General features: G+C 62.3%; 16 protein-coding genes, 1 tRNA gene and 1 pseudogene. 7 read left to right on the top strand and 11 right to left on the bottom strand.

The features are described from left to right. Nucleotides 1–47 precede the first annotated feature (47 nt). Genes CEW89_RS01170 through CEW89_RS01185 form a run of 4 tightly spaced genes read right to left on the bottom strand, consistent with a single transcriptional unit; the run spans nt 48 to nt 3153 of the window. Entirely contained in the window at nt 48–422 is a 375-nt protein-coding gene (locus CEW89_RS01170) for a DUF934 domain-containing protein (protein WP_096804598.1), read from the bottom strand. Next, on the bottom strand, nt 419–1189 hold the full coding sequence (locus CEW89_RS01175) for a phosphoadenylyl-sulfate reductase (protein WP_096804599.1): 771 nt from the start codon (nt 1187–1189) through the stop codon (nt 419–421). The genes CEW89_RS01170 and CEW89_RS01175 overlap by 4 nt, the downstream gene beginning before the upstream one ends. Further along, the gene (locus CEW89_RS01180; RefSeq protein ID WP_096804600.1) at nt 1179–2846 is read right to left on the bottom strand and encodes a nitrite/sulfite reductase; all 1668 of its coding nucleotides are present in this window, start codon (nt 2844–2846) and stop codon (nt 1179–1181) included. The genes CEW89_RS01175 and CEW89_RS01180 overlap by 11 nt, the downstream gene beginning before the upstream one ends. Continuing rightward, nucleotides 2839–3153 carry a DUF2849 domain-containing protein gene (locus tag CEW89_RS01185; protein ID WP_096807087.1) on the bottom strand — a complete coding sequence of 105 codons (315 nt, stop codon included), beginning with the start codon at nt 3151–3153 and terminating at the stop codon, nt 2839–2841. The genes CEW89_RS01180 and CEW89_RS01185 overlap by 8 nt, the downstream gene beginning before the upstream one ends. A 124-nt stretch (nt 3154–3277) precedes the next feature. On the opposite strand from CEW89_RS01185, the gene CEW89_RS01190 reads away from it, so the two are divergent. Further along, nucleotides 3278–3757: an Lrp/AsnC family transcriptional regulator gene (locus CEW89_RS01190; RefSeq protein ID WP_425321019.1), complete on the top strand. Its 480-nt coding sequence runs from the start codon at nt 3278–3280 to the stop codon at nt 3755–3757. Between the two features lie 105 nt (nt 3758–3862). Here the strand turns inward: CEW89_RS01190 and trpE are convergent, their stop codons facing one another. The 3 genes from trpE to CEW89_RS01205 all read right to left on the bottom strand — a co-directional run bounded on the left by trpE (nt 3863) and on the right by CEW89_RS01205 (nt 8498). Beyond that, nucleotides 3863–5377, bottom strand: coding sequence for an anthranilate synthase component I (gene trpE / locus CEW89_RS01195; protein WP_096804601.1), 1515 nt, complete (start codon nt 5375–5377; stop codon nt 3863–3865). A gap of 23 nt (nt 5378–5400) precedes the next feature. Next, nucleotides 5401–7254 carry a SurA N-terminal domain-containing protein gene (locus CEW89_RS01200; RefSeq protein WP_096804602.1) on the bottom strand — a complete coding sequence of 618 codons (1854 nt, stop codon included), beginning with the start codon at nt 7252–7254 and terminating at the stop codon, nt 5401–5403. Nucleotides 7255–7319: 65 nt separating this feature from the next. Next, nucleotides 7320–8498 (bottom strand): aminotransferase, encoded by a 1179-nt coding sequence (locus CEW89_RS01205; protein WP_096804603.1) that lies wholly within the window; start codon nt 8496–8498, stop codon nt 7320–7322. Between the two features lie 312 nt (nt 8499–8810). On the opposite strand from CEW89_RS01205, the gene CEW89_RS01210 reads away from it, so the two are divergent. Beyond that, nucleotides 8811–9104, top strand: coding sequence for a hypothetical protein (locus CEW89_RS01210; protein ID WP_157779719.1), 294 nt, complete (start codon nt 8811–8813; stop codon nt 9102–9104). Here the strand turns inward: CEW89_RS01210 and CEW89_RS01215 are convergent, their stop codons facing one another. Next, a complete protein-coding gene (locus CEW89_RS01215; protein ID WP_096807089.1) occupies nt 9105–9683 on the bottom strand; it encodes a TetR/AcrR family transcriptional regulator in 579 nt (192 codons plus the stop codon). A gap of 128 nt (nt 9684–9811) precedes the next feature. On the opposite strand from CEW89_RS01215, the pseudogene CEW89_RS01220 reads away from it, so the two are divergent. Next, a pseudogene (locus tag CEW89_RS01220) lies at nt 9812–10401 on the top strand (NAD(P)H-dependent oxidoreductase). Between the two features lie 46 nt (nt 10402–10447). Here CEW89_RS01220 and gpt read toward each other — a convergent pair. The 3 genes from gpt to fabI form a co-directional block, all read right to left on the bottom strand. Continuing rightward, complete coding sequence (gene gpt / locus CEW89_RS01225) at nt 10448–10951, bottom strand: xanthine phosphoribosyltransferase (RefSeq protein ID WP_066706478.1); 504 nt, start codon at nt 10949–10951, stop codon at nt 10448–10450. 46 nt (nt 10952–10997) lie between these two features. After that, nucleotides 10998–11612, bottom strand: a complete 615-nt coding sequence (locus CEW89_RS01230) for a LysE family translocator (protein ID WP_096804605.1) — start codon at nt 11610–11612, stop codon at nt 10998–11000. A 75-nt stretch (nt 11613–11687) separates the two neighbouring features. Beyond that, nucleotides 11688–12491, bottom strand: a complete 804-nt coding sequence (gene fabI / locus CEW89_RS01235; protein WP_096804606.1) for an enoyl-ACP reductase FabI — start codon at nt 12489–12491, stop codon at nt 11688–11690. A 250-nt stretch (nt 12492–12741) separates the two neighbouring features. On the opposite strand from fabI, the gene pdxH reads away from it, so the two are divergent. From pdxH to CEW89_RS01255, 4 genes are all read left to right on the top strand, one after another. Beyond that, a complete protein-coding gene (gene pdxH / locus CEW89_RS01240) occupies nt 12742–13359 on the top strand; it encodes a pyridoxamine 5'-phosphate oxidase (RefSeq protein ID WP_066706472.1) in 618 nt (205 codons plus the stop codon). Between the two features lie 179 nt (nt 13360–13538). Continuing rightward, entirely contained in the window at nt 13539–14090 is a 552-nt protein-coding gene (locus CEW89_RS01245; RefSeq protein ID WP_066706470.1) for a cold-shock protein, read from the top strand. Then, nucleotides 14083–14577: a DUF192 domain-containing protein gene (locus tag CEW89_RS01250; protein WP_244906128.1), complete on the top strand. Its 495-nt coding sequence runs from the start codon at nt 14083–14085 to the stop codon at nt 14575–14577. Before CEW89_RS01245 ends, CEW89_RS01250 begins: the two co-directional genes overlap by 8 nt. 59 nt (nt 14578–14636) lie before the next feature. After that, a tRNA-Pro gene (locus tag CEW89_RS01255) sits at nt 14637–14713 on the top strand. Nucleotides 14714–14827 lie beyond the last annotated feature (114 nt).

The following is a 14827-nucleotide window of genomic DNA, read 5'->3' on the forward strand; positions in this document are numbered from 1 at the left end:
CTGTGCGTGCGTGCAAGCTTGGCCGGGGGGCGGGGCGCCTGCGGAGGCTATCCGCGCGCCCGCAAGCGCGCTTGGTAATCATGTGCCCGCCAATCGCACCGGGCGCGCCACTGATCCTCGGGCTGGCGGGTGGCCAGATCGGCAGGGATTTCCACCTCGTCAAAGCCCGCGCGCCGCGCCATGGCATATTGATCGGCGATCACATGACCATGGGCGCGCAACCGGCCCTGAAATCCGCCCAGCCGCAAGAGCCGCGCGAGCGTAAAGCCGCGCCCGTCCGAAAAACTCGGAAAAGCGATGCGGATCGCGGGCGCATTGCCGTGTTGTGCCAGGGTTTCAGGGTCGGTGTCGGAGGGCAGTTCGACCCAGTCGCCGGTGTAGTCTTCGGGGACAAAGCCCTCGTCGCGGATGATCACGCTCATGCTGCGTCTCCTTTGCTAGGATTGCCGATGCGAACGAATTTCCCGTCCACCATGTGAATCCCGCATTCCGTTTTGTCTTCGCCCCGCCAGCGACCCGCGCGCGGGTCTTCGCCCTCTTTGACCGGGCTGGTGCAAGGCGCACAGCCGATCGACGGGTAGCCTTTCGCAACCAAAGGATGGCGCGGCAGGCGGTTGTTGATCATGTAGTCTTTCAGATCCTCGGGTGCCCAATAGGCGAGAGGGTTGATCTTGATCCGCGTGTCATCCTCATTCTCGAAGAAATCGAGGCTGGCACGGGTGGAACCCTGAAAGCGTTTGCGTCCGGTGATCCAGGCATCGAAATGCCCGAGCGCGTTTTGCAGCGGCACGGTTTTGCGCAGATTGCAGCAGGCGTCTTTGTCTGACAGGTGTAGCAACCCGTCGGGATCATGCGCATTGATCCGCGCAGGCGATGGCGAAATGCGTCGCACGTCCCGCAGATCAAGCTTGTCGATCAGGTCGAGCTGATACTGGATCGTTTCGGGAAACAGCATCTCCGTGTCGATGAAAATCACCGGCGTGTCCGGTTTCATCACCGAAATCATGTGCAAAAGCACGACGCTTTCCGCTCCGAAAGAGGACACAAGCGCGATCCGCCCCAGTTCGCGGTCCCTCAGCGCCAGTTCGAGTACCGAGGTCGCCGAATGATGGGCATAGCGCGCGTTCAGCCGGTCGACACGGGTCTGGACCGTGCCGAATTCCTCCCGAAGCGCGAGATTATGCGGCATGGGCTTTTTCCTTTTCCGGATAAAGCGCCGTTTTGAACGGGTCCATGCCAAGACGGCGGTAGGCTTCGAGGAAGGTCTCCTCGGGCGCCTCACGCAGCTCCAGATAGGTCATCAAAATGCGCTCGATCGCCGGGATGATCTCGTCATAGGCAAAACCGGGGCCGGTGCGCTCGCCGATCACCATATCCTCGGTGCCGTCGCCGCCCAGCGTGATCTGATAATTCTCCACACCGGCGCGGTCGAGGCCCAGAATGCCGATGTGACCGACATGGTGGTGCCCGCAGGCATTGATGCAGCCGGAGATTTTGATCTTGAGCGGGCCGATGTCCTGTTCGAGCTTCAGTTCCTCGAACCGGGTCGCAATGCCTTGCGCCACCGGGATGGAACGGGCCGTCGCCAGCGCGCAGTAATCCATGCCGGGGCAGGCGATGATGTCGCTGACGAGGCCGATGTTGGCCGTGGCAAGCCCTGCGTCCTTCAGCGCCGCGTGAATGGCAGGCAGGTCGGATTTATGGACATGCGGCAGGATGACGTTCTGCTCATGCGAAATCCGCAGCTCGTCATGGCCATAGTCCCGTGCGATCTGCGCCAGCACGCGCATCTGATCGGCGGAGGCATCCCCCGGCGTCTGACCCGGCGTCTTGAGCGAGACGGTCGCGATGGCATAGCCCGGCGCCTTGTGCGGCGCGAGGTTGGTGTCGGCCCAGGCGCGGAACACCGGGTCTGCCTCGTAAGCGCGGTCATAGGCCTCGGTCGCGGCCTCGCGGAAGGCGGGCGGGGCGAAGGCGGCTTGGATCTCTTCGAGCATCGCCATGTCGATGCCGCCGAACATCGGTTTGACCTGCGCAAAGCGGTCTTCGACACGGGCGCGAATGTCTTCGATCCCGTGCTCATGCACGGTGATCTTGATCCGCGCTTTGTATTTGTTGTCGCGCCGCCCCAGGAGGTTCCACACCGACACGGTGGCCTCGAGATAGGGCAAAAGGTCTGCGAGAGACACGAAGTCTTTCAGCACCTTGCCCACCATCGGCGTGCGGCCAAGGCCACCACCGACGATGATCTGAGCGCCGATCTCGCCGTCCTGCTCGCGCAGGTAGAGCCCGATGTCATGGGCTTTGATCACCGCACGGTCGGCTTTGGCGCCCGAGACGGCGATTTTGAATTTGCGGGGCAGGAACTGGAATTCCGGGTGATCGGTGGACCACTGACGCACCAGCTCGGCCACAGGCCGCGGATCGGCGACCTCATCGGCGGCGGCGCCCGCGAAATGGTCGGCGGTGACGTTGCGGATCGTGTTGCCGGAGGTCTGGATCGCATGCATTTCGACATCCGCCAGATCCGAGAGGATCGCGGGCACGTCGGGCAGTTTCGGCCAGTTGTACTGGATGTTCTGCCGCGTGGTGAAATGGCCATAACCGCGATCGTACCGCTCCGCGATCATCGCAAGCTGATCCATCTGGCGCGAGGACAGCGTGCCATAGGGGATCGCGACACGCAGCATATAGGCGTGGAGTTGCAGGTAGAGCCCGTTCATCAGGCGCAGCGGGCGGAACTCCTCCTCGGTCAGGCTGCCGTCGATGCGGCGGGCCACCTGAGCGGAGAACTGCGCGACACGCTCGCGGACAAAGGCTTCGTCGAAGTCGTTGTACTTATACATGGGCTTCGGCCTCCTTGCTTTCCTGTTTTCCGTGGAAATAGTTGGACGGTCCGGTGCGGCGGAAGTCCTCGCGGAAATGCGTCGGCTCCGGGCCATGCTCGCCTAGCTTAACGTCGGTCAGAGAGGCGCCAACCACCATGCCGTCCTTCGCGGCCTCGGCCAGAGCGGCGTCTGCCACCTCGGCTTCGGTGAAGGCACGGGCCTGACGCAGGTCGCGGACCCACTGGCCCTTGTGGTCGAGATAGATCACATCGCCCTCCAAAAGGGCGTTGGCGGTGATGGCTTTGGGCGTAAACGGGCGCGGCATGGCTCTTTCCATCTTGCGAATTCTTGTCGTTAATTTAGAACATTGTTCCAATAAATGGCCAGATGCGCGGAGAGATAAGGATGTTTGTTCCATTGCTATGCGGCAGGCAGGCCGGAATTCCGAGATGAAGGGAAAAATCGAAATGGTGGACCAGTTCGACGCGATGGACCGGAAAATTCTGGGTGAGCTGCAACGCGACGCGAGTCAGTCTCTGGACGAGATTGCGCGCAAAGTCGGCTCCTCGAAGACGCCGGTGTGGAATCGCATCCGCAAGATGAAAGAGGGCGGCGTGATCGGTCAGCAGACTGTCATTCTCGATCCCGAAAGCCTCGGGCTTGAGGCCTGTTTTTTTGTGCTGGTGCGCACCAATGCGCATGAGGCGGGCTGGCAGGAGAAATTCCTGAAAGTTCTGCAAAAACGGCCCGAGGTGCTGGAGGCGCACCGGCTGGCGGGGGAGATCGACTATATCCTGAAGGTCCGGGTGAAGAATGCCAAGGCTTACGATGAGTTCTATCAGGCGCTGATCAAGGAGGTGTCGATTTACAACGTGACGGCGCTGCTTTCGATGCAGGAGATCAAATCGACGACCGAACTGCCGCTTTGAAAGCGCCGGGGGTTTTGCACCCCCGGGCCCCCGCAGGATATTTGGGGACAAAAGAAAAGGCGCAGCGGAGAAACCGGTGCGCCTTCCATGTGACGAGGGTTTTCGTCAGCGATTTCCCGATCTAGTGAACAGGCCCGCATCCTCGGCGGCTTTGCGCAGCGCATTGGATTTGTTGACGGTTTCTTGGTATTCGCCCTCGGGCGAGCTGTCGTAGACGACGCCGCCACCGGCTTGGATATAGAGCTTTTCGTCCTTGAGGACGGCGGTGCGGAGCGCGATGCACATGTCCATGTCGCCGCCTGCGGAAAAGTACCCCACGCCGCCGCCATAGACGCCGCGTTTCTCGGGTTCCAGCTCGTCGATGATCTCCATGGCGCGGACTTTCGGCGCGCCGGAGACCGTACCTGCGGGCAGGCCTGCGAGCAATGCGGAGAGCGCGTCTTCATCCTCGCGCAGCTCGCCCACCACATTGGAAACGATGTGCATGACGTGGGAATAGCGCTCGATGATGAATTCTTCGGTTGGATGCACCGTGCCGATCTTGGCGACCCGGCCAACATCGTTGCGCCCGAGATCCAGAAGCATCAGGTGCTCGGCCAGTTCCTTCTCGTCCGACAACAGGTCTTCTTCCAGCGCTTTGTCCTCTGCCGGTGTCGCCCCGCGTTTGCGGGTGCCGGCGATGGGGCGGATGGTGACCTCGCCATCGAAGACGCGGACGAGGATTTCGGGCGAGGCGCCGATGATCTGGAATCTGCCGAAGTTGAAGAAGAACATGAAGGGCGACGGGTTGGTGCGGCGCAGCGAGCGATAGAGCGAGAAAGGCGGGAGCGGGAAGTCCTGCGTCCAGCGCTGCGCGGGCACGACCTGGAAAATGTCGCCTGCGGTGATGTAGTCTTTCGCCTTCTCCACGGCGGCTTTGTAGCCTTCGTGGGTGAAGTTCGAGGTGGCGGGTGGGGCAACATAGGCCTCGCCCATCTCATGGCTGGCTTCCGAGGGCGCGCGTTCGAGATCGCGGAGCGCATCCATCACGCGTTCGGCGGCCTGGGCATAGGCGGCTTTGGCGGAGAGACCCGAGGAGGCCCAGGCGGGGGACACAAGGATCACATCGCCTTTGACGCCATCGAGAATGGCAATCACCGAGGGCCGCATCAGAACCGCATCGGGCAGGCCGATGGGATCGGGATTCACATTGGGCAGATGCTCGACAAGGCGGATCATGTCATAGCCGAGATAGCCGAAAAGACCGGCGGCGGAACCCGGCAGATCGTCGGGGATGTCCACGCGGCTCTCGGCGATCAGCGCACGGATCGAGGTGAGCGGGTCCTTGTCGTCCACCACATAGCTCTCTGCATCGAACCGCGCGTTGCGGTTGACCGAGGCGGTGGTGCCGTCGCATTTCCAGATCAGGTCTGGCTTCATGCCGATGATGGAGTAGCGCCCGCGCACCTCGCCGCCGGTGACGGATTCGAGGATGAAACTGTCGGTGCGGGCGCCTGCGAGTTTCAGCATGATCGACACCGGCGTATCGAGATCGGCGGCCACCTTGGCATAGACGAGCTGGTTCTGGCCTGCGTTGAACCCGGTTTCGAAATCGGTGAAGGACGGAATGAGCGTGGCCATGGGGGCGTCTTTCTTCGTGTCTTTTATTGCAACTGGCTGTGCACCGCGTTGAGGGCGGTCTGGTTCACCGTCACGCCGTCACGGGTGCGCAGCGCCCGGGCGAAGGCTTCGATCACGTCGGTGGAGACACCTTGTGCGGCGGTTTCAATATAATTCTCCGCGATGGCGGCGTTTTCGTCGGTATGTTCGGGCGCGTCGACGGTCTCGATCCGGGCGATGACCACACGGCCCTCGCCGGGGATCAGCGTGGTGCCTCCGGCCTTGAGACCCGGCGCGAAGACCGCATCCATGAAGCCCGCGGGCATGGTGGAGATGAAATCCTGACGGGTGATCGCGGTGAACTGCTCGACCGGCAGGCCGAGATCGGCGATAGCGGTGCCGGAGGCGACGCTGGTCTCAAGCTCTTCGGCGCGGGCCGTGAGTTTCTGGTTCAACGCATCGGCCTCCCAATCGGCGGCGACCTGATCGCGCACCTGATCGAGCGGTTTCACCGTGGCGGGCACGATCTCGTCGAGGCGCAGCGCGAAGACGCCGCCATCGGTCAGCTCGACAATCTCCGGGTAGTCGTCCAGCGTCACGCTGGCGGCGGCCTGTTGGAAATCGGTATAGGAGGCGATCCCGCCTTCGCTTTCGGGGGTCCAGTCGATCTGGCCCAGCTCCATGTCGGTCTCGTTCGCGAGATCCTCAAGCGTGTAGCCGCCCGCCAGATCGTTGTCGAAAGTCTCGATCTGATCGGCAATGAGGCGCGCGGCCGCATCCGCAGCCATCTCGGCAGCCAATTCGTTGCGGGCGTCTTCAAAGGAAATCTCGGTGCCCGCGAGCGTACCGTTGACGCGGTAGATCGCCGGGCCCAGATCGGACATCACCGGACCGACCACGCCCGTGCCCTCAAGCGCAAAGACCGCAGGACCGGCCGCAGAGGACAGGTCGTCTTCGGAGACGTCCCCCATATCGGTGTCGATCAGCGCGAGACCGCGCGCGGTCGCTTCGTCTTCAAAGCTGCTCTGACCCGAGGCTATGCGGTCGGCGGCGGCCTGCGCCTCGTCTTCGGTGCCAAACACCAGACGCTCGACCAGACGGCGCTCCGGCTGCACATAGCTTGCGATATTGTCCTGATAGAGTTTGCGCAGCGCGGCCTCATCGAGATCGACCTTGTCGGTCAGCATCGCGGGGGTGAGCCAGGCATAGGTGATGCGGCGTGCCTCGGGGGCGGTGTAAAGATCGGGATGGGCGTCGTACCAGCTCTGGATGTCGCTGTCAGACGCCAGCGGGGCGCCGGTGTCGAGGGCGGTGGTGTCAAGTGTCGCGACCGTGATGGTGCGCCGCTCGCCGAGCCAGTCGACCACGGCCTGACCGTAGGAGGGCGGCATGGTGATGCCGGAGGCCAGAGCGCCAGAGAGGATCGAGCGGGCGGCCTCGCGGCGCAGATCGGCTTCGAAATCGCCCTCGTTCATGTTGTTGCGGGCCAGCAGGTCTTTGTAGGCGGCGGTGTCGAATTTGCCATCGACGCCTTTGAAGGCGTCATAGGTCAGAAGCTCGCGGCGCACCGCCTCGTCGCCGACGGAAATCCCGAGACGTGCGGTCTCGCCATCGAGGGCCGCCTGCGACAGAAGCTGATCGAGCACCTGTTGCGACAGGCCGAAATCCTGCGCCTGGCTGACGGAAAACGGCTGGCCGGTCTGGGCTTCGATTGCGCGCATCTGGCTGCGCAGCGCATTGGCGTAATCATTGACGGAAATGTCCTCGTCGCCCACCGAGGCCACGCGGGTCACGCCACCGCCGAAATTCGCTGTGCCAAACCCGCCGAGGCCGATGATGAGGAGGCCGAGAATCCCCCAGACCACCATTTTCGCGCCAGAACCCTTGCCGCTCGCCATGTTTTTCTTCTCCCATCAAGGTTGGGCAATGGTGTAGGGGCAAGCGACAGAGAGGGCAAGGCGGATCAGGGGGTGATTTGTGCCAATCGCGTGAAAAGCGTTGCGATCTCCGGCACACCGATATTGGCGAAGGCGATGCGCAATTGTCGCTCGCCGCGCGGATCGTTTGCGGGCATGAAAGCGGTGCCGGGCAAAAGCAGCACCCCAGCCTCGCGCAACAGCCAGGGCGCAAGCTCCGAGGACGGCATCTCGAACGGGTGTTCGACATAGGCGAAGAAGGCGCCGCAACCGAGCAGTTTCCAGCCCTTGAGCTGTTTGAAACCATCGGTCATCGCCGCGCGCCGGGCGAGGATTTCGGCGCGCTCTCCGGCGACCCACTGGCTGAGGTTTTGCAACCCCCAAAGTGCGGCGCGCTGGCCGATCTGGTTCGGGCAGATGGTGACCGTGTCGAGATATTTCTCCACCTCCGTCATGCGCTCTGTCCCGGTGATCAGCGCGCCGACGCGGTGGCCGGTGAGGCGAAAGGCCTTGGAGAAGGAATAGAGATGCACCAAGGTGTCGCGCCAGTCGGGCTGGCGGAACAGGTAATGCGGCACCTCGGAACGGCTGTCGAAATCGCGATAGGTCTCGTCCAGGACCAGCATGATGCGATGTTCGCGGGCCAGCGCGTAGAATTTCGTCAAAAGCTCTGCCGGATATTCCACCCCGCCCGGATTGTTCGGCGTGATCAGCACGATGGCGCGGGTGCGCGGCGTGATCAGCCGGGCGCAGGTCTCCAGATCGGGCAAAAGATCGTCGCCGGTGGGCAGCGGCACGGCATGAACCCCCGACATGTCGCACCACATTTTATGGTTGAAATACCAAGGCGTTGCGAGGATCACCTCGTCTCCCGCCCCGGCTATGGTGGTCATCGTGGCGGTAAAGGCCTCGTTGCAGCCGGAGGTGATCGCGACCTCTTCGGCTTTGATTTCGGCGTGATAGGCGGCGGACCATTGCGACGCGAGTTCGGCGCGCAGCTCCGGCAGGCCAAGGACCGGACCGTAGAGATGCGCCGCTGTGTCTTCGAGCGCGATGCGGGCGATTTCTTTGCGCAGCGCCAGTGGCGGCGCCTCCATCGGCGCGGCCTGGCTGACGTTGATCAACGGGCGCTCGGGCGGGAATGTCATGCCCTGCATCCAGCTTTTCGACGCGACGATGGGCGAGGCCTGGGTGCGGGTCAGGGCTGGATTGATCGGGGTCGACATGGGCATATCCTTTCGTGGTCAGGCAAAGATTATGTGCGGCCCGGGCGGGATGCAATCGCCGCGCTGAGGCGTGATTTGTGCTGGGCCGGGGGGGGGACCGGTGTGCCGACGCATGCATTTCGATGAAATCCCCGGCAAGCTGCTGAAAAAATTACCTTTCACGCGGGGGTGAGCGGGTTTTGATCAGGCTTTCATGCTTTGTTTACCATTTTCGCATGAGCCTTGGATGACACTGGGTCAAAAGCGCCCCAGATGAAGGGCAACAGACCCGGATCGTTCAATATTTCGGGCATAACAGTTGAGAGGTTCAAGATGGCAGTCATGATGCGAGGCGGGATGCAGGGCGATCCCTGTCTGATCGACGATTTGCACGCGGCGCTCGATATGGCGCGAACGGGCGATGCGGCGCGTGAGACGGAGATGACGGACCGGATCCGCGATCTTTCCTATGACATGGAGTTGCGGCAGGCGGGCTATCTGGTGCGGTCGGCCTGTGGCGCGATCGACGCGGTGCTGCGTTGCTCGGACCGGGCGGCGGGTCTGTCCTTTGCCGAGCACGAGATCGACAAGGTGCAGGACATGCTGCTGCGCGCCTCTGCCGCCTGATCATTCCTGTGGCAAAAGCCAGGCGGTGAGATAGGCGGTCAGCCGGGTCTCCAGCGCCTCCTGACTGTTCAGCGCACAAAAGGTCAGGGCGATGGCCTGAATGAGAAAGGCGCTGATGCCTTCGCCCAGAAGCTCCGGGGCGGCATCGCGACGAAACGGCCCCTCGGAGGCCCAGCGGCCATAGAGTAAAATCTGGGCATCGAACTGTTCGGCGATGGGGCCGATCTCCGCCACCACAGCGGCGCCCGAATAGCGGATCATCACATCGAACACCCTACGTTCCGAGGTCGTGAAAGCGATCAGCGGGGCGAGCCGTGCGATCATCTCCGCGATGCTCTGCGGGGCGGGGGGCTGGGCCATCGCTTCGGTGATGTCGGCGAGACGCGCGCCGATGATCTGTTCCAGAAGCGCGTCCTTGTCCTTGAAATGGGCAAAAAAAGTCCCCTTCGCCACCCCCGCCGTACCGACCACCTCCTCGACCCGCAGGGCGTCGAAGCCTTGCTCTGAAATCAAGGTGTTGGCGGCTGAGAGCAGCTTTTCCCGGGTGGCGATGGCGCGTTTCTGGATCGGTTTGGTCATCGCGCCAGTTTGCATGTTTCGTGACCCCGGTCAATTTCATGAATTGACCATGGTCAATTTCATGAATTGACCATGGTCACGTTTTGCGTCTATTAAATTGACCACGGTCAAATTTTATGAGGGACAGCATGTCCAGGCGGATCTATATCCTGAACGGTCATCCGGCGGCGGACTCGCTGTCGCACTCTTTCGCCGAAACCTATGGGACGGCGGCGCGGACCGCAGGCCATGAGGTGCGGCTGCATCACTTGCACGAGCTGCGCTTCGATATGGATTTTGAGCGCGCCGGCTATAAGGACCCGAAACCGCTCGAACCCGACCTCGAGGCGGTTCTGGCCCATATCGACTGGGCGGAGCATGTGGTGATGTTCGCGCCGATGTGGTGGGGGGATTGCCTGCCAAGCTCAAGGGGCTGTTCGATCGGGCGTTCCTGCCGGGCCGGGCGTTTGACACGCGCAATCCGCTGCGCACGGGGATGCCGCGCCCGATGCTTTCGGGGCGCAGCGCACGGGTGGTACTGACCTCCGACACGCCGACATGGTTTCTCTGGCTCGCCTATCGCAACCCGATTGCGGCGACGCTCAAGGGCCATATCTTCGGTTTTGTCGGCATCAAACCGGTACGGGTGACGCAATTTGCGGGGGCCTCGGAGGCGACACCCGAAAAGGTGGCGCGCTGGCTGAAAACGGTTGAGGCTCTGGGCGCGAGGGGCGCATGAAAAAAGGGGCCGCTTGGCCCCTTCTTGAAATCGTCTTGTGACCGCATCAGTCCCGCCCGCGATATGGTTTGACGTATTGCATCGCCATATCCCAGGGGAAGAAAATCCACGTATCCTGAGACACTTCGGTGATATAGCTGTCGACCTGCGCGCGGCCCTTCGGTTTGGCGTAGACAGTGGCGAAATGGGCGTTCGGGTAGAGCTGACGGCACAGCTCAAGGGTGCGGCCGCTGTCCACCAGATCGTCGATCACCAGAATGCCGGTTCCGTCGCCCATCAGGTCGGCGTCGGGGGCGTTCAGAACCTTGGGTTCCGACTGGGTCTGGTGGTCATAGGATTTCACCGAAATCGTGTCGACGGTGCGGATGTCCAATTCGCGCGCGATGATCATCGCAGGCGCCATGCCGCCACGGGTGATCGCCACGATGGCACGCCATGCGCCGTTATCCGGCCCCTTGCCGTCGAGCCGCCACGCCAGCGCACGGCTGTCGCGGTGGATCTGGTCCCAGCTGACATGAAAACCTTTTTCATGGGGCAGGAGGTCGGACATCGTTTGATCCTTTCATCATCGTGGCGGGCCGGGGCGAAGGTCTGGTTTAACTGGTGGCGATCCGCAGACCGAAGACGGCGATCAGGCCGCCCAAGGCGCGGTCGGTCCAGAGCTTGGCCCGGCCATAGGCTTGTCGTGCTTTTTGCCGCGAAAAAAGCCGCGCGACAATCACATACCACAGGGTTTCGTCAAAAAAGACGAAAAACAATAAAATGGCCTTAACAGGGACGGAGGTTTCCGGCGGGATTAGCCCGGCAAACACGGCACCGAAGAAGACTGCGGGCTTCGGGTTCGAAAGCTGGGTCATCAGGCCGAGACGAAACGCGTTCGCGAGCGAGCGCGGGCTGGCGAGTGTGGTGGCTTCGGGTAGCGGGTCACGGGCGTGGCAGAAGGTTTTATAGCCGATCCAGATCAGGAACAGCCCGCCCGCGATTTTGAAGGCCAGATAGGCGCGGGGGAAAATCTCGAAGAGCACCGACAGGCCGGAGAGGGCGGCCAGCGCCCAGATCACCGCGCCCAGCCCGAAGGCCACGGCAAGGCCGAAGGCGGGGCGGAACCCGTCTGAGGCGGCGGTGCGCACGGAAACCACGAAGGATGGGCCGGGGCTCATGGCGGCGATCAGGTGAATGCTCAGGATCGACAGGAAAATCGCGAGTGTCATGTCTCCTCCCAAAGACATTGAGGAAAGAAAAACGGGAGCCGAAGCCCCCGTTTTCATATCTTTATCCGAGACGGATCAGCTCTTGGAAATGTCCGGCGCGTCCACGGCCTTCATGCCGACGACGTGATAGCCCGCATCGACATGGTGGGTTTCGCCCGTGACACCCGCACCCAGATCGGACAGCAGGTAGAGCGCGGAGTTGCCGACATCGTCGATGGTCACATTGCGACGCAGCGGCGAGTTGTATTCGTTCCACTTCATGATGTAGCGGAAATCGCCGATCCCGGAGGCGGCGAGGGTTTTGATCGGACCGGCGGAGATCGAGTTGACGCGGATACCGTCCTTGCCGAGGTCTTCGGCGAGGTAGCGCACGGAGGCCTCAAGTGCCGCCTTGGCGACGCCCATCACGTTGTAATGCGGCATCACGCGCTCGGCGCCGTAATAGGTCATGGTCAGCATCGAGCCGCCCTCGGGCATCAGCTTCGCCGCGCGCTGTGCGACGGCGGTGAAGGAGAATACCGAGATGTCCATGGTCAGGTTGAAGTTGGCGCGCGTGGTGTCGACATAGCGGCCGCGCAGCTCATTCTTGTCGGAGAAGCCGATGGCGTGCACGATGAAATCGAGCTTGCCCCATTTCTCCTTGATCGCCGCAAAGAGCGCATCCATCGAGGCCTCGTCGGACACATCGCACTCTTCCACGAAGTCGGACCCGAGGCGTTCGGCCAGCGGATCGACACGTTTCTTGAGTTGCTCGCCCTGATAGGAAAAGCACAGCTCCGCGCCGTGATCCGAGAGCGCTTTCGCAATGCCCCAGGCAATCGATTTGTCATTCGCAAGGCCCATGATCAGCCCGCGTTTGCCTTCCATCAATTTCGTCATGGTCTTCCTCGAACCCATTATTTTTTGTGTTATCTCGTGCTTTAGGGGTTTTCAGATAGGCGATCAAGTCTGCGCAGGGTCAATTTCGTGACGCCGCGTCACGGTTTGGCGAAAATCGCCGGAGCTCATCATCGGGGCTCAGGGGGCTTCCGGGCCGCGGCGCAGCGATGCACAGGCGGTGACCCGCGATGGCGCTTGCCGCCCCGGGGCGCAGGGGCTATCCCATCAGAGGCAAAGACAGGAGGGCGTCATGGTGTCACACACGGTTCCGCGCAAAGGCATTTTCGCAGGCGACGATCCGTTCGAGATCGCGCGCAAATGGCTCAAGGAAGCCGAGGCCAGGGAAGTCAACGATCCGAACGCCATCGCCATCGCGACGGTGGACCCGGAGGGCCTGCCGAACGTGCGCATGGTGCTGTTGAAGGAGATCGCCGACGACGCGTTCGTCTTCTACACGAATTACGAAAGCGCCAAGGGGCAAGAGATCGAAGCGGCCGGCAAGGCGGCCTTCGTGATGCATTGGAAATCCCTGCGCCGTCAGGTGCGGGTGCGCGGCCTCGTGACGCGTGAAAGCGACGAACATTCCGATGCCTATTACCGCTCGCGTGCTTTGGGCAGCCGGATCGGCGCCTGGGCCAGCCAGCAGTCGCGACCGCTCGAAAGCAAGGCGGCGCTGATGGAGGCGGTGGCGAAAGAAGGGCTCAAGCACGGGCCGAACCCGAAACGTCCCCCCTTCTGGGGCGGGTATCGGATCACGCCGGTGGAAATCGAGTTCTGGGCCGATGGCGAGTTCCGCCTGCACGACCGCTTCCGCTGGCGCCGGGCCGCGCCGGATCAGCCCTGGGACATCTTGCGACTCAATCCGTGAGGAGAAAGCCCAAGATACAGGCTGACGCGGGGGAACCCGTCCGCTTGGTCAAAAAGACAGGCCAGAGGGGGCTTGAACCTTCGGCCCGAATGGCACAGGGTCTGGCAGGGATGAGGGGCTCACGCCCCATGGCTTCGGGCCCTGCCGTTCGGTCGGGGCCCCAGTGAGTAATAGAGAGAATGAACGAGACTGACTTGGGCCAGGTTGTATCGGGCCATGTGAAATGGTTCGATCCGGCACGCGGATTTGGATTTGTGGTCGCCGATGACGGCGGGCCGGATATTTTGTTACACGCCAATGTGCTGCGCAATTTCGGGCAAAGCTCCGTCGCCGATGCGGCGGGCATTCGCCTTGTCGTGCAACGCACCGATCGTGGTGTGCAAGCGGTCGAGGTGCTCGAGATCCTGCCACCGGCCCCGGGCAGCGGCGCGGTGCTGGAAGATCTGGAAGACATCGACGAGAGCAGCCTGAGCCTGCCTCTGGAACCCGCGCGGGTCAAATGGTTCGACAAGGGCAAGGGGTTCGGTTTCGCCAATATCTTCGGTCGACCCGAGGATGTGTTCATCCATATCGAGGTGTTGCGGCGCTCCGGTCTGGCCGATCTGATGCCGGGCGAGGCCGTGGGTCTGCGCGTCATCGAAGGTCGTCGGGGCCGGATGGCGGCGCATGTCACCGCCTGGGATGCAGCGCTGCGCGAGCCCGTGGAAGAGCACATGGAAGATCATGGCTGAGCGGCGTGCGGTCCTGGCCTCTGTGGCGATCGGGGCCGCGCTGCTCGCCTCTGTCTCCGTCGCAGCGGCCCAAAGCACATGCGACCAGACCGAGGTGATCGTGACGGGGGAGGGCACATCCGCGCGCTTTTCCGTCGAGATCGCGGATGACGCTGGCGAACGGGCGCTCGGTTTGATGAACCGGACCGAGATGGCGCGTTCGCATGGCATGCTCTTCGTCTATGAAAAGCCGCAACCTGTGGCCTTCTGGATGGCCAATACGCTGATTCCACTGGATATGATCTTCATCGACCGGCGTGGTGTCGTGATCCGTGTGCATGAAAATGCCGTGCCGCTTGATCGCACGCCCATTCCGGGTGGCGATGCGGTCTTTGCTGTGCTGGAGATCAACGGCGGGCTGGCCTCCGGGCTTGGTATCGAAGCGGGCGATGTGCTGCGTCATCCGGCTTTCGGGCCCGAGGCGGCCGATCCCTGCGCGGAACAATAAGCCCTCTGCAACAAAGCCCTTTTCAACCGCGCCCCGGCACGGTAGGAGAGGCGCACGGTCGGGGCGTGGCGCAGTCTGGTAGCGCACCTGTTTTGGGTACAGGGGGTCGTGAGTTCGAATCTCGCCGCCCCGACCACTTTCCGAATTTTCGATCATCGAGGTATGTGGCCTATTGGGGTAAGACATGGCCTTTGGGTGCCGCGGCATGAGACGGAGGGCCGGTTTGAGGCCAAGCAGGACATTGAAAGTT

The sequence above is a fragment of the Celeribacter ethanolicus genome, assembly GCF_002407265.1.
GTDB classification, from domain to species: Bacteria; Pseudomonadota; Alphaproteobacteria; order Rhodobacterales; family Rhodobacteraceae; genus Celeribacter; species Celeribacter ethanolicus.

Coding starts and splice junctions, on each gene's coding strand:
- CEW89_RS01170 (WP_096804598.1), bottom strand. CDS start 422: ATGAGCGTGATCATCCGCGACGAGGGCTTTGTCCCCGAAGACTACACC.
- CEW89_RS01175 (WP_096804599.1), bottom strand. CDS start 1,189: ATGCCGCATAATCTCGCGCTTCGGGAGGAATTCGGCACGGTCCAGACC.
- CEW89_RS01180 (WP_096804600.1), bottom strand. CDS start 2,846: ATGTATAAGTACAACGACTTCGACGAAGCCTTTGTCCGCGAGCGTGTC.
- CEW89_RS01185 (WP_096807087.1), bottom strand. CDS start 3,153: ATGCCGCGCCCGTTTACGCCCAAAGCCATCACCGCCAACGCCCTTTTG.
- CEW89_RS01190 (WP_425321019.1), top strand. CDS start 3,278: ATGAAGGGAAAAATCGAAATGGTGGACCAGTTCGACGCGATGGACCGG.
- trpE (WP_096804601.1), bottom strand. CDS start 5,377: ATGGCCACGCTCATTCCGTCCTTCACCGATTTCGAAACCGGGTTCAAC.
- CEW89_RS01200 (WP_096804602.1), bottom strand. CDS start 7,254: ATGGCGAGCGGCAAGGGTTCTGGCGCGAAAATGGTGGTCTGGGGGATT.
- CEW89_RS01205 (WP_096804603.1), bottom strand. CDS start 8,498: ATGTCGACCCCGATCAATCCAGCCCTGACCCGCACCCAGGCCTCGCCC.
- CEW89_RS01210 (WP_157779719.1), top strand. CDS start 8,811: ATGGCAGTCATGATGCGAGGCGGGATGCAGGGCGATCCCTGTCTGATC.
- CEW89_RS01215 (WP_096807089.1), bottom strand. CDS start 9,683: ATGACCAAACCGATCCAGAAACGCGCCATCGCCACCCGGGAAAAGCTG.
- gpt (WP_066706478.1), bottom strand. CDS start 10,951: ATGTCCGACCTCCTGCCCCATGAAAAAGGTTTTCATGTCAGCTGGGAC.
- CEW89_RS01230 (WP_096804605.1), bottom strand. CDS start 11,612: ATGACACTCGCGATTTTCCTGTCGATCCTGAGCATTCACCTGATCGCC.
- fabI (WP_096804606.1), bottom strand. CDS start 12,491: ATGACGAAATTGATGGAAGGCAAACGCGGGCTGATCATGGGCCTTGCG.
- pdxH (WP_066706472.1), top strand. CDS start 12,742: ATGGTGTCACACACGGTTCCGCGCAAAGGCATTTTCGCAGGCGACGAT.
- CEW89_RS01245 (WP_066706470.1), top strand. CDS start 13,539: ATGAACGAGACTGACTTGGGCCAGGTTGTATCGGGCCATGTGAAATGG.
- CEW89_RS01250 (WP_244906128.1), top strand. CDS start 14,083: ATGGCTGAGCGGCGTGCGGTCCTGGCCTCTGTGGCGATCGGGGCCGCG.